Here is a 12,287-nt window from a genome sequence, read left to right on the forward strand (position 1 = left end):
AGTACTTGCTAATGACCTCAGGTAATAAGGTAAAAGTGATTATAGAAAGAGGTGAAAATCTATGTCAGAATATACAACTGGTGAATTGGCTAAAATAGCTTCAGTCTCTGTCCGGACACTACAATATTACGATAAAAAGGACTTACTAAAGCCTAGTAAAGTTGCTGAAAGTGGCCGCAGAATATATACCGATGTGGATTTGAGTAGATTAAAGTTAATTCTTTTATTGAAGAAGTTAGGTTTACCGTTAAAAGCAATTGCTGAAATTCTAAATAGTAAAAATTCAATTGTGGTTTTGAATTTACTTTTGGAGCAGCAGCAAAAAGCTATTAAAGATACTTTAAGAGATTCGCGTGAACAATTGAAAACAATCGAAGAGTTAAGAAAAAATTTACCTCAAATCGATCAGGTATCATTAAATACAATTGATGACATAGAAGATGTTATGAAAAACAAGAAAGAATTGCGTAAAGTTCATTTGAGAATGGTTCTATATGGGATTCCCTTTAATATTTTGGAATACGGTACTTTGGCTTGGGGAATCATTAAGGGTCAGTGGTGGCCATTTTTAATTGCGATTGTTCTTTTAATTATCTGTGCTACTTTGGTAACTAGATACTATTTTCAAAAGACTAATTATATTTGTCCTAACTGTGGAGCCGAATTTAAACCAAGTATAAAAGAAGCATTTTGGGCCAAACATAATATCAGAGCACGCAAATTAACTTGTCCAGTCTGCGGCAAGAAGGATTATTGTGTTGAAGTTTATGACGAAGGACAACTAAATAAATCCTGAATTCAAAAAATATTCACAAACTAGTCAACGTTATGTTATATAATTAATTTGTTAAGAGAGGAAGATTTTGATGGATACTGTGGCAGTAAAGAAAGAACAGAAAAAAGTTGAAATTTCTTCAGCGGAATGGCAAATTATGCGTATCGTGTGGACTTTGAAGCACGTGACTAGTACGGAAATTATCAATCTGATGCAACAAAAGCAGGATTGGTCTGACTCAACGATTAAAACGTTAATAACTAGATTAACTAAAAAAGAATTTCTTAGCCGTAAAAAAGAAAACGGTCGTTATATCTATTCGACAACTGTTTCCGAACAAGAGACGATGGATGAATACGCTAATAGTTTGTTCAATGATTTCTGTGCTCATAAGACGGGTTCAGTTTTAAATGAGTTGATCAACTCATTAGATATTAGTAAGAGCGATATTGAATTATTACAGAAAACGCTGGATAATAAAGTGAAAACAGCTCCAGAGAAGGTAAATTGTGATTGTTTACCTGATGGCTGTGAACATATGTGCTAAGGATGAGTTATAATTAAGTTCCTTGGCAGGGGCAAATGAAGCAGCCACTTTGGATACTTCATTGAGTCAAAAAAAGACGATACATTTCACGAATGTGATTTGTACCGTCTTTTTCTATAGATTCAATTCCATAATAAGATCTTTTTGTAATACACCATTTAATGAAAAATTACGACTAGTAGTTTTTTGAAAACCAAATTGTTTATAAAAATGAAGTACTGAATCATCATGTTCCCAAATACGACTCCAAATATGATGTTGACGAAGTTCTTTGGCCTTCTTTAATGTGAACTCTAATAATTGTTTTTCCAAACCAATATATTCAAAATCTTTGCGTAAATAGAATCTATCAATTTCTAAAGCTTCAGTCGCAAAATTGGGTTTAAGATAACCAGCTAATTTATGATTGTAGTAAATGAAATAAAACCTTGATCGAAGGTTAAGCATCTCTTTTGCTAGCTGACCATAATTATAATTTTTTAAAGTGTAATTGGAAAAATCCTTAGATGCTCTGAAATGGCGGAAACTATCATTGAAAGTTTCAACACTCAATTTTTGTAATTTAGGTAATTCTGCGTAATCAATTTCTTCAATATTTACCGGTAAAGTAACTAAGTTCATTATGAACACCTCTAATTATTTTCTAGCAACATATCTAAATGGGGGATGTTATCTTCCAAATAAACTGTGGAAATAGCTTTGAAGCCAAAGCTTTCATAAAATTTTTGCAAATAAGCTTGGGCTTGAATCTGAATTGGTTGGTTAGGGAATCTCTTTTTAATTTCATCGATTGTAGCCTGAACGATTTGACGACCAAGGCCATCTTTACGATATTCTTTGACTACAAGCACACGTCCAAAAGTTATGTGATCGCCTTTGTCGATAATTCTGGTGTAAGCCTTAAGCTTATTGTTTTCCATTAAACAAACATGCAAATCGTCAAAATCATCATCATCAACTTCCTGATAAGGACAATTTTGTTCAACGACAAAAACAGCTACTCGTTGCTTGAAGATTTCAATTAATTCATTTGGTTTCAATTCATTAGTATGTTTGACAATTATCATAAGCTCTCCCCTCAGAGGTTTAAATTAAATTTAGTATATATTTTTATTGTTGCAAATGCAACTATATTTCAACTAGACTTATTGAACTCATCATTGAATTAAGTGGCGCATTAATATACGATTAGAGAGTGTGAAACACTGTTTCACGAGTGGAGGTATTTAATGAAACCGGAAGAATTTTTTGAAGCTTTAGCCCAAAAGGGTATTGAATTGAGCAGTGTTCAAAAGGAACAATTTGCGACTTATTTTCATGAACTAGTTGAGACTAATAAGGTAATGAATTTAACTTCAATTACGGATGAAGACCAAGTCTACTTGAAACATTTTTATGATTCAATCGTACTCGGTTTTGTTGATGAAAAAATCTTAAATGAGGAATTAACATTGTGCGATGTTGGATCTGGTGCAGGGTTCCCATCATTGCCACTAAAAATTATCAATCCTAAATTAAAAATTACGATTGTTGATTCATTAAACAAACGAATTAAATTTTTGGAGGGATTAGTTAATAAACTCAATCTAACTGATGTCAGTTTGGTTCATGGTCGTGCCGAAGAGGTTGGTAAGAATCCTCAATTCCGTGAAAAATTTGATGTTGTGACAGCTCGAGCAGTGGCAGCCATGAATGTTTTGACAGAATTCTGTTTGCCATTGGTAAAAGTCGGTGGTCAATTCGTAGCTATGAAATCTGAAAAAGCCCCTGAAGAAGTTAAAAATGCACAATACGCTATTGAAACTTTGGGTGGAGCAATTAAACAACAAGAATCAGTTGAATTGCCAAATGATGCCGGTATTCGTAACTTTATCTTCGTTGAAAAAATTTCTAAGACACCTAAAAAGTATCCTCGAAAACCCGGTACTCCAACTAAAAAACCGCTCGTGAAATAATTCCAAACTATTAAATAATATTGTAAAAATGATAAGATTATATAGTTATGGCAAAAGCGCCAAAAAGTGATTACCATAGATAATATTTTGTGAAATTGTTGAGCAATTTCTAGAGATAGGGGAATAAAATGGCACGAAAAATATCTGTTGCAAATCAAAAAGGTGGTGTCGGAAAAACCACAACCACCATCAATTTGGGAGCATGTTTAACTGATCTGGGCCAAAAAGTATTAATAGTAGATACTGATCCTCAAGGAAATGCTACAAGTGGATTGGGAATCAAAAAGGCCAGTGTAGAAAAAGATGTTTATGACGTTTTAGTTAATGAATATCCACTCAAAAAGACCATTATCCATACCAAACATAAGAATCTCGATATCGTGCCAGCGACAATCCAATTAGCTGGTGCGGAAATGGAACTAACTTCGATGATGGCTCGTGAAACTCGTTTACGTGCTGGACTTGCAGAAGTGGATGCTGATTATGACATTATTTTGATTGATTGTCCGCCTTCATTGGGTCAATTATCAACCAATGCTTTTACAGCCAGTGATTCAATCATTATTCCTGTTCAAAGTGAATATTACGCTTTGGAAGGATTAAGTCAGTTATTGAATACAATTCGCTTAGTTCAAAAGCACTTTAATACAAACCTTGCTATTGAAGGTGTTCTGATCACTATGCTAGACGCTAGAACTAACTTGGGCGCTCAAGTTGTAGATGAAGTGAAATCATATTTCGGCGATTCGGTTTATAAATCAATCGTACCTAGAAATACGCGCTTAGCTGAAGCTCCAAGTTATGGACTACCAATCGTTGATTTCGACGACAAGTCAAGAGGTGCACAAGCTTATCGTGATCTTGCTAAGGAGGTGTTAAAGCGTAATGGCATCAAGCAAAAATAAAAAGGGTTTAGGAAGAGGAATTGACGCAATCTTCTCCGAATTCGAAGCAATCGATGAAAATAGTGAAACTGTAGTTGATCTATCAATCGATGACATTCGTCCTAATCCATATCAACCTAGAAAAACCTTCGATGAACATGCTTTAAATGAACTAGCTCGTTCAATCGAACAGAATGGTGTCTTTCAGCCTATCATCGTCCGTGAAAGTGTTAATGGTTTTGAAATTATCGCTGGTGAACGTCGTTTTAGAGCAAGTAAGATTGCTAAGAAAACTACTATTCCAGCAATTATTCGTCCTTTAAGCGAATCAGGTATGATGGAAATTGCAGTTTTGGAAAACTTACAGCGTGAAGATTTAACGCCATTAGAAGAAGCAGATGCGTATCAAACTTTGATAACAAAATTGAATTTGACACAAGAACAAGTTTCCCAAAGATTGGGCAAGAGTCGTCCTTATATCGCTAATTACTTACGTCTATTGAATTTACCTGATGCAACTAAGAAATTAGTACAAAACGGTAAATTATCAATGGGACAAGCTAGAACCTTGCTTAGTTTGAAAGATAAAGAACAGATTGATAAACTCGCTAAACGTGCTGTCGATGAAGATTTGACTGTTCGTCAATTGGAACAATTAGCTACCGAATCCAAACACGATAGTAAAAGAAAGAAACGAGTTGTTCAAAAATCACCATATATCAAAGCTACTGAAGAAAAATTGGTGGAAAGATTTGACACTCCTGTTGTTGTTAGAGAGAATCGGAGCGGTCATGGAAAACTGGAAATTGATTTCTCGAATACGGATGATTTGAACCGTATTTTAGACATATTAGGAATCCATTTAGATTAGAGGAATTGTATGTTTAAACTTGGAGATATTATCTTAATGAAAAAGCCCCATGCCTGTGGGGTTAACCGCTGGGAAGTAATCCGAATGGGTGCGGATATTAAAGTTAAGTGCTTAGGCTGTGGTCACATCGTTATGATTCCACGTGCTGAATTTAAAAAGAAATTCAAAAAAGTATTAACTCAAGCCGACCAGGTGAAAACGGAAAATGAGCAACATTATTTGACTAAAGATCAATTAATGCCACCTAATTTTATTAAAAGAAATGAGGAATAACTAATGGCTTTAACTGCCGGAATTGTAGGACTACCAAACGTTGGTAAGTCAACTTTATTTAACGCTATTACAAAGGCTGGTGCCGAAATGGCTAACTATCCTTTCGCAACAATCGACCCTAACGTGGGAATGGTTGAAGTACCAGATAAACGTCTATCAAGAATCGATTCTTTGATTCCTGCTAAAAAATTAATTCATACTACTTTTGAATTCACTGATATCGCTGGTATCGTTAAGGGTGCTAGTAAAGGTGAAGGACTTGGTAACAAGTTCTTGGAAAATATCAGACAAGTTGACGCTATCGTTCACGTCGTTCGTGCATTTGATGACGACGATATCACAAGTGTAACTGGTAAAGTTGATCCACTAGATGATATTGAAACAATTAATTTGGAATTAAGTATCGCTGATCTTGATAGTATCAACAAGCGTTACACAAGAGTTGAAAAAGCAGCTAAGAGTGCTAAAGATAAAGAAGCTCAAGCTGAATTCGCTGTTCTAGAAAAAATTAAGCCAGTACTTGAAAAAGGTGGAGCTGTTAGATCAATTGACTTCGATGAAGAAGAACAAAAGATTGTTAAGGGATTATTCCTATTAACATCAAAACCTGTTTTGTATGTTGCTAACATCGCTGAAGATGATATGGCTGACCCTGAAGGTTCAAAGTATTACAAGTTGATTGAAGACTATGCTAAGAAAGAAAATGCTCAAGTTATTGGTGTTTCAGCTAAGACAGAAGAAGAAATTGCTGAATTAGATGATGACGAAAGAAAAGAGTTCCTTGAAGCTGAAGGTGTTACAGAATCAGGACTTGATAAGTTGATCAGAGCTAGTTACAAGTTGTTAGGTCTTAGAACATTCTTTACTGCAGGTGGTAAGGAAACACGTGCTTGGACTTTCCATGAAGGAATGAAAGCACCACAAGTTGCCGGAATCATTCATTCTGATTTTGAACGTGGATTTATTCGTGCCGAAGTAATGGCCTTTAGTGATCTAGACGAACTAGGTAGTGAAAAGGCTGTTAAGGAAGCCGGAAAATTACGTGTTGAAGGTAAGGATTACGAAGTTCAAGATGGTGATATTATCGAATTTCGTTTCAATGTCTAATCCAGGGGGAGCAAAATGTCAGAGGATTTAAGAGAAAAGAATAAAAAGGCTGCTGAAAAGCAAAAAGTTGCTTCAGCTAAAAATGAGAAAAAAGAAGAAGTCACAAGCCAAATTTACAGTGCAGATACTGATGATTTGAGTAAAAAGTTAAGTAATAAAAATGCGGAATATGTTTTTAAACTTAACAAACGCTTGCTTGACGATGGTTTCAAAGAAGAAGAAGCCAAAGAAGTCATCGATGGAATGTTACCTGAAATGATTGATAATCAGATTAAAGGAATTCCTGCTAATCAACTTTATGGACCAGTTACTCAAAAGGCTAAAGAGATTGCTCATCCAGTTAAAAAGCCTAAGAAAACACCATTCTGGGGACTATGGATCGATACAGCTTTGTTATTCTTTGCTTTGTTTGGATTGTTATACGGAGTCGTTGCATTGACATCGAAGAAGACAGATCCTAATAATCAAACAGGTGTCTTAACATTGATCGTCTTGTCATTAATGTGGGGTGCATTGTTAACATGGTTCAACAACCAAATGAGAATGCCAAAATCAGAGAGACCTGGTTGGGGTAAAACAATTGGTTACTTGGCACTAGGTTTAGTACTGATGTTTGTCTTCTTAGGAGCAATGGCATTTGTACCAACAACAATTAATCCAACACTTAATGCAGTAGGTTACTTTGTAGCTGCAGTAGTAGCATATGGTATCCGTTTTGCTTTCCGTCGTTACATGGGAATCAAAGAAAAGACATTTTTCTAAAGAGAGTGGAACAAGGGCGTCCAGCTCCCGAGGATTAAGACTACTTTCTCAGCCGGTGGCGAAGCGCCGGCTGAGAAAGTTGACTTAACCGGAAGGAGTTGCCCTTGTGCAACTCGTTTCCACTATTCGGCAAAGAACAGTGGTTATTCTAAATAGAAGTTAAATAGAAATTCAAAATCAAAAAATCTCCCAATCCAAAAGGATTGAGAGATTTTTATTTAACTCGGAAAAACTGCACTAGACCATATAAACCATAACCACCAGCGGCAGCCTGCAGGATAGTCATCATCATACCGACTTTTTTGATGTTTAAGTTGTGATCAAAATGTAATTCATATTGAACGAATGCAATCACAGCAATTGAAAAAATGATAATCAAAATAAATTTTAAACGTTTTTTTAAATAATCCATAAAAACTCACTTTCACGGTCTAATTAGTAATCTAGTTCTATCTTATTGTATAATACTAACTAGTTGTATACTTGTAAATATATGTACGCTTGAGAGGTCTATTAAATGAAAATCTTAGTGGTTGATGATGATAAAGAGATTGTAGAACTACTTAGTATTTATATTAAAAATGAAGGTTATGAACCTGTGACAGCTAATTCTGGTCAAGAAGCTTTAGACCAATTAGCAGCTCATAGCGATATAGCGTTGATGGTTTTGGACATCATGATGCCTGGAATCGATGGTATTGAAGTCGTTAAACGAGTTCGTAAAAACTCACAAATTCCAATTATTATTGTTTCTGCCAAAACGACTGATATGGACAAAATTCAAGGTCTTATCACGGGTGCTGACGATTATGTAACGAAGCCTTTTAATCCATTAGAGATAATGGCACGAATTCGTTCGTTGTTACGTCGTAGTTCTCAACAAACAGCCAAGAATGTTCCAGATAAATTGGAAGTAGGACCAATTACTATCTATAAAGATTCACATGAAGTAGTAACTGATTCTAATCAAAAAGTGCAGTTGACGGCATTAGAATTTGGAGTGCTCTATTTACTAGCTAGCCATCCAAATCGTGTCTTTTCAGCGGATGAAATTTTTGAAAGAGTTTGGAAACAAGAGAGCGTCGTTTCGGCAAAAACCGTTATGGTTCATGTCAGTCATTTGCGCGACAAACTAGAAGAAGCAACTAATGGTGAAAAAGTTATTGAAACCGTTTGGGGCGTTGGCTACAAAGTGGAGGTTTGATTTTGAATAAAAGAATCAAACTGAATGTAAAAGAAAAAGGTGTCCTCCTTTTAGAAGGAATAGGCACCTTTCTTTTATTTCAGATTATCAATATAGTTTTAATAGGAGCTATCGGCAAAAGTGGATTTGTCGAAAATGTCAAAACTAATCTATCCAATCTTATCAGTGATAAACTTTGGATCTTAGTTTTGACCCTTTTGGTACAACTGATTTTGACCATTATGATGGCTTTGACTATGTATCATCGTCTCGAATTGCACCAAGTTCAACAGATTTTACAAAAGAGCGCTACAGCTAATTTACCGCAACCAATTGGGGTAAAAGTGAATCAGAATTTACAAGGAATCATTGATAATTATAATTTATTGATCTCGAACATGAATCGTCGTTCTAAAGAGCAGGAACAATCTGAGAAGAGTAAGGATGAGTTGATCAGTAATGTCAGTCACGATATTAGAACACCTTTGACCTCAGTTATTGGTTATTTAGGATTGATTGAGAGTAAGAATTATAACGATTTAGGACAAATCTTGAAGTATACCCACATTGCTTATAAGAAATCATTGGAGATGCAAAATTTAGTTAACTCGTTGTTTGAATTTGCCAACGTGCAACATGCAACGAGTCGTCTCAATATGACTCAATTTGATATGGCACAGATGCTAGATCAATTATCAGCTGATTTTGAATTGGAAGCTAACAAACGTGGGATGGAAATAATCGTCAATTCACATCCAGATAAGATTATGATGAAAGGCGATACCGAAAAATTGGGTCGTGTTTTCAATAATCTCATCATGAATGCCTTTAAATACGGTAAAGGAGCCACTCATATTTGGTTAACGGCCGAACAAAAGAATAATGAAGTCGTTGTAACGGTGGCTAATAATGGTCCGGCTATTCCTGAGGAATCTGTAAAACATGTCTTTGACCGATTCTATCGAGTTGAAGATTCACGATCAAAGAAGACTGGGGGAACCGGTCTAGGACTAGCGATTGCCCAGAGCATGGTGAAATTACACGGTGGAACAATAGCAGTTACATCTAACAAGGAAAAGACATCATTTATCAGTCATTTTCCAATTACTCAATAAAGATTGATTTGCGAGGTTTAATAATGAAAAAGTTCTTTAAAAAATTAGCATTGATAATGTCGTTAGTGATTTTGACATTACCTTTGTTTGCATCAACTGTTCAGGCTGATTCGCAACCCAGTCTGGATTTGAATGCGGCGGCTGGACTGGCTTTTGATGAAAATAGTGGCCAAGTTATTTACAGCAAGAATGCAAATCAAAAAGTTGCTATTGGTTCAATTACCAAAATAATTACTCTCTATTTGGTAACTAAGGCCTTAAAAGAAGGTCAAATTACTGAACAAGATACACTGCAACCAACTCAAGCACAGGCTGATATGACTAAGGATAATGAATTAACCAATGTTAAATTGGATGTTGGTCGTTCTTATACTGTTAAGCAATTGTATCAAGCAGCGTGGATCGTTTCGTCTAACTCAGCAGCGATGATGTTGGCGGATAAAGTGGCTGGCAGTCAGCAAGCCTTTGTCAAAATGATGAGAAAGACTTTGAAAAATTGGGGTATCAAGGATGCTGAAATAAATAATGTTTCAGGATTGAATAACTCTGATTTGGATTCTAGCATGTATCTCGGTAGTGCTGATGGAGAAAATAAACTGTCAACCAATGATATTGGTGTGATCGTCAAACATGTTTTGGACCAGTATCCAGAAATTTTGCAAACAACCTCAATGGCTAAATTGGATTTTCCTGCCGATAATGAAACTAAAACTTATAATTCTTTGAATCTATTATTAAAAGGACAACGTGATTATCAAGCAGGTTATGAGTTTGATGGTTTAAAGACTGGTACAACTAAGCAAGCTGGTGAGTCTTTTGTAGGAACGTTACCTATGAATGGGACTCGTATTGTCACAATCGTGATGAATGCTCAGGGTGAAAGTAATGATGTCGATAAGAGATTCCGTAGTGCACAGAAATTAGCTCGCTATGTGAAAGATAATTTTGAATACAAAGAAACCTTGAAAAAGGGCTCAGAAGTTACTATTAACAAAAAAAAGTATGAAATTAATCAATCTAGTTATATTTGGGTACCAAAGAATTTTAATGTTGAAAATTTAAGCTATAATGAAAGTAGTAACGACTTAGGTTTTACTGCGAAACGCAACAAGCAAACGGTAAAATTAATTGCTGCTAATACTGCTAGTGGTTATCTTCCGTTTAAAAAGGCAGATGTTAAAAAAATAATACACAAGAAGACTAGCCAGAAGTCTTGGTGGGATCAGATCGTTGAATTTTTTAATCATCTATGGAAACGTCTATTTTAGGAGCAGGTGAAAGAATGAGTTTGAAAGTAAGTAAAGCTATTGAGATTTTGAAAAGTCATGACTTGCTAGTTTCTGATTCAGTAAGCGATGAAAATCTCGAAGTAACAAATATTAGTTACAATTCTAGAGAAGACCAAGCCAATGGAATTTTCTTCTGCAAGGGAAATCAATTCAAAGCAGAATATTTAGACCAAGCAATTAAGAATGGTGCCAAGATCTATGTTGCTGAAAAGGAATATAGTACTGATATTGATCGTTTAATCGTTAAGGATGCATCAAAGGCTTTGGCATTATTGAGTGCCGAATTTTATGGTAATCCGCAAAATGATTTGTTTATCGTAGCCTTCACAGGTACTAAAGGTAAAACGACAACTTCATACTTCACATATGACATTTTGAACAGTGCTTATCCTAAGAAAGTTGCATTGTTCTCAACTGTTGATAGAATCGTCGGACCAAATCCAAGTGATGAATTCAAATCAGATTTAACAACTCCCGAATCAATGGAATTATTCCATGATATGAGAAGGGCTGTTGATAATGGAATGAAGTACTTGGTTATGGAAGTGTCTTCACAGGCCTACAAGAAGAACCGTGTCTATGGTTTGAAATTTGATATTGGTGGTTTCTTGAATATCACTCCAGATCATATCGGACCTAATGAACATCCAACTTATGCTGATTATTTGAATTGTAAGAAGCAATTGATGATCAACTCCAAAGTAAATATCATTAATCGTCAAACAAACGACTATGATACAGTTTTAGCCGCAGCCAAAGAGACAAGTGATGACAAAGATATTTACAAATTTGCTAAAGATGAAGTCGGTGACACTGACTTTAGTATTCGCAACAAAGAATCCAATTTAAATGATTCCGTCTTTACCTATACAGCCGAAAGTGACAAAGCTGAAGATTTACAAGACCACGGTGAATATACTTATGAATTAGGTCTTGTTGGTGACTTCAACGAGTTAAATGCTGGTGCTGCTATTACAGCGGCTAAAATTATGGGTATTGATAACGAGGTGATCGCTGAAAGTTTAAAAAAAGCGTTCGTCCCGGGGAGAATGGAACACATTAATACCAAGAACCACGGGACAATCTTTGTAGATTACGCCCACAACTATGCTAGTATGAACGCTCTATTGAGTTTCATTAAGCGTGAATATCCTGAATCAAAAGTTAAAGTTGTAGTTGGTAGCCCTGGTGACAAAGGGGTTTCTAGACGTGCAGGCTTTGCTAGAGTCCTAACGGAACTAGCTGATTCAGCGATTTTGACAACAGACGATCCTGGATTTGAAGATCCAGCTAAAATTTGTAAGGAAATCGATGATCAAATTGACCACGAAAAAGTTCAAGTTAAGACGGTAATCGATCGTCAAGAAGCTATTCGTGAAATGATTACCTCAAGTGGAGATGGAGATATTATCGTTCTTGCCGGAAAAGGTAATGATCCATATCAAAAGACTAAGGGTGTCGATGTACCTTATCCAAGTGATCCAGTTGTAGCTAAGAAAATTTTGAAGGATATCGAAGGTTAGAAA

Annotated in this window: 15 protein-coding genes; 12 read left to right on the forward strand and 3 right to left on the reverse strand. The window is 35.6% G+C overall.

The window, feature by feature from the left end:
* The first annotated feature begins 61 nt into the window (after positions 1-61).
* Positions 62-796: a MerR family transcriptional regulator gene (locus ATN92_RS12885; protein ID WP_056955068.1), complete on the forward strand. Its 735-nt coding sequence runs from the start codon at positions 62-64 to the stop codon at positions 794-796.
* A 70-nt stretch (positions 797-866) separates the two neighbouring features.
* On the forward strand, positions 867-1,322 hold the full coding sequence (locus tag ATN92_RS12890) for a CopY/TcrY family copper transport repressor (protein WP_056955066.1): 456 nt from the start codon (positions 867-869) through the stop codon (positions 1,320-1,322).
* A gap of 114 nt (positions 1,323-1,436) precedes the next feature.
* On the opposite strand, the gene ATN92_RS12895 is transcribed toward ATN92_RS12890, so the two are convergent.
* Both ATN92_RS12895 and ATN92_RS12900 read right to left on the reverse strand, forming a co-directional pair.
* Positions 1,437-1,943 (reverse strand): GNAT family N-acetyltransferase, encoded by a 507-nt coding sequence (locus tag ATN92_RS12895; RefSeq protein WP_056955064.1) that lies wholly within the window; start codon positions 1,941-1,943, stop codon positions 1,437-1,439.
* Between the two features lie 11 nt (positions 1,944-1,954).
* On the reverse strand, positions 1,955-2,389 hold the full coding sequence (locus ATN92_RS12900) for a GNAT family N-acetyltransferase (RefSeq protein ID WP_056955062.1): 435 nt from the start codon (positions 2,387-2,389) through the stop codon (positions 1,955-1,957).
* Positions 2,390-2,551: 162 nt separating this feature from the next.
* Here ATN92_RS12900 and rsmG point away from each other — a divergent pair, with 162 nt between their 5' ends.
* The 6 genes from rsmG (at position 2,552) to ATN92_RS12930 (ending at position 7,174) form a co-directional block, all read left to right on the forward strand.
* A complete protein-coding gene (gene rsmG / locus ATN92_RS12905) occupies positions 2,552-3,277 on the forward strand; it encodes a 16S rRNA (guanine(527)-N(7))-methyltransferase RsmG (RefSeq protein ID WP_056955060.1) in 726 nt (241 codons plus the stop codon).
* A 128-nt stretch (positions 3,278-3,405) separates the two neighbouring features.
* Positions 3,406-4,182: a ParA family protein gene (locus tag ATN92_RS12910; RefSeq protein WP_056955058.1), complete on the forward strand. Its 777-nt coding sequence runs from the start codon at positions 3,406-3,408 to the stop codon at positions 4,180-4,182.
* Complete coding sequence (locus tag ATN92_RS12915; protein WP_054642704.1) at positions 4,163-5,032, forward strand: ParB/RepB/Spo0J family partition protein; 870 nt, start codon at positions 4,163-4,165, stop codon at positions 5,030-5,032. The genes ATN92_RS12910 and ATN92_RS12915 overlap by 20 nt, the downstream gene beginning before the upstream one ends.
* A gap of 9 nt (positions 5,033-5,041) precedes the next feature.
* On the forward strand, positions 5,042-5,305 hold the full coding sequence (locus ATN92_RS12920; protein WP_056955057.1) for a DUF951 domain-containing protein: 264 nt from the start codon (positions 5,042-5,044) through the stop codon (positions 5,303-5,305).
* Positions 5,306-5,308: 3 nt separating this feature from the next.
* A complete protein-coding gene (gene ychF, locus ATN92_RS12925) occupies positions 5,309-6,412 on the forward strand; it encodes a redox-regulated ATPase YchF (RefSeq protein ID WP_054642703.1) in 1,104 nt (367 codons plus the stop codon).
* A gap of 15 nt (positions 6,413-6,427) precedes the next feature.
* A complete protein-coding gene (locus tag ATN92_RS12930; protein WP_056955055.1) occupies positions 6,428-7,174 on the forward strand; it encodes a DUF1129 family protein in 747 nt (248 codons plus the stop codon).
* A gap of 214 nt (positions 7,175-7,388) precedes the next feature.
* Here the strand turns inward: ATN92_RS12930 and ATN92_RS12935 are convergent, their stop codons facing one another.
* Positions 7,389-7,586 (reverse strand): hypothetical protein, encoded by a 198-nt coding sequence (locus ATN92_RS12935; RefSeq protein ID WP_056955053.1) that lies wholly within the window; start codon positions 7,584-7,586, stop codon positions 7,389-7,391.
* A gap of 105 nt (positions 7,587-7,691) precedes the next feature.
* Between ATN92_RS12935 and ATN92_RS12940 the strand changes: the two genes are divergently transcribed.
* Genes ATN92_RS12940 through ATN92_RS12955 form a run of 4 tightly spaced genes read left to right on the forward strand, consistent with a single transcriptional unit; the run spans position 7,692 to position 12,284 of the window.
* Positions 7,692-8,378 (forward strand): response regulator transcription factor, encoded by a 687-nt coding sequence (locus ATN92_RS12940; RefSeq protein ID WP_056955051.1) that lies wholly within the window; start codon positions 7,692-7,694, stop codon positions 8,376-8,378.
* Positions 8,379-8,380: 2 nt separating this feature from the next.
* Positions 8,381-9,472 carry a sensor histidine kinase gene (locus ATN92_RS12945; RefSeq protein ID WP_082604614.1) on the forward strand — a complete coding sequence of 364 codons (1,092 nt, stop codon included), beginning with the start codon at positions 8,381-8,383 and terminating at the stop codon, positions 9,470-9,472.
* A 23-nt stretch (positions 9,473-9,495) separates the two neighbouring features.
* A complete protein-coding gene (locus tag ATN92_RS12950; RefSeq protein WP_056955047.1) occupies positions 9,496-10,740 on the forward strand; it encodes a D-alanyl-D-alanine carboxypeptidase family protein in 1,245 nt (414 codons plus the stop codon).
* 14 nt (positions 10,741-10,754) lie between these two features.
* Positions 10,755-12,284, forward strand: a complete 1,530-nt coding sequence (locus ATN92_RS12955) for a UDP-N-acetylmuramoyl-L-alanyl-D-glutamate--2,6-diaminopimelate ligase (RefSeq protein WP_056955202.1) — start codon at positions 10,755-10,757, stop codon at positions 12,282-12,284.
* The last annotated feature ends 3 nt before the right edge of the window (positions 12,285-12,287 follow it).

The sequence above is a fragment of the Companilactobacillus bobalius genome, from assembly GCF_009764355.1.

Coding starts and splice junctions, on each gene's coding strand:
- ATN92_RS12950 (WP_056955047.1), top strand. CDS start 9,496: ATGAAAAAGTTCTTTAAAAAATTAGCATTGATAATGTCGTTAGTGATT.
- ATN92_RS12930 (WP_056955055.1), top strand. CDS start 6,428: ATGTCAGAGGATTTAAGAGAAAAGAATAAAAAGGCTGCTGAAAAGCAA.
- ATN92_RS12910 (WP_056955058.1), top strand. CDS start 3,406: ATGGCACGAAAAATATCTGTTGCAAATCAAAAAGGTGGTGTCGGAAAA.
- ATN92_RS12955 (WP_056955202.1), top strand. CDS start 10,755: ATGAGTTTGAAAGTAAGTAAAGCTATTGAGATTTTGAAAAGTCATGAC.
- ychF (WP_054642703.1), top strand. CDS start 5,309: ATGGCTTTAACTGCCGGAATTGTAGGACTACCAAACGTTGGTAAGTCA.
- rsmG (WP_056955060.1), top strand. CDS start 2,552: ATGAAACCGGAAGAATTTTTTGAAGCTTTAGCCCAAAAGGGTATTGAA.
- ATN92_RS12890 (WP_056955066.1), top strand. CDS start 867: ATGGATACTGTGGCAGTAAAGAAAGAACAGAAAAAAGTTGAAATTTCT.
- ATN92_RS12915 (WP_054642704.1), top strand. CDS start 4,163: ATGGCATCAAGCAAAAATAAAAAGGGTTTAGGAAGAGGAATTGACGCA.
- ATN92_RS12920 (WP_056955057.1), top strand. CDS start 5,042: ATGTTTAAACTTGGAGATATTATCTTAATGAAAAAGCCCCATGCCTGT.
- ATN92_RS12900 (WP_056955062.1), bottom strand. CDS start 2,389: ATGATAATTGTCAAACATACTAATGAATTGAAACCAAATGAATTAATT.
- ATN92_RS12935 (WP_056955053.1), bottom strand. CDS start 7,586: ATGGATTATTTAAAAAAACGTTTAAAATTTATTTTGATTATCATTTTT.
- ATN92_RS12885 (WP_056955068.1), top strand. CDS start 62: ATGTCAGAATATACAACTGGTGAATTGGCTAAAATAGCTTCAGTCTCT.
- ATN92_RS12940 (WP_056955051.1), top strand. CDS start 7,692: ATGAAAATCTTAGTGGTTGATGATGATAAAGAGATTGTAGAACTACTT.
- ATN92_RS12895 (WP_056955064.1), bottom strand. CDS start 1,943: ATGAACTTAGTTACTTTACCGGTAAATATTGAAGAAATTGATTACGCA.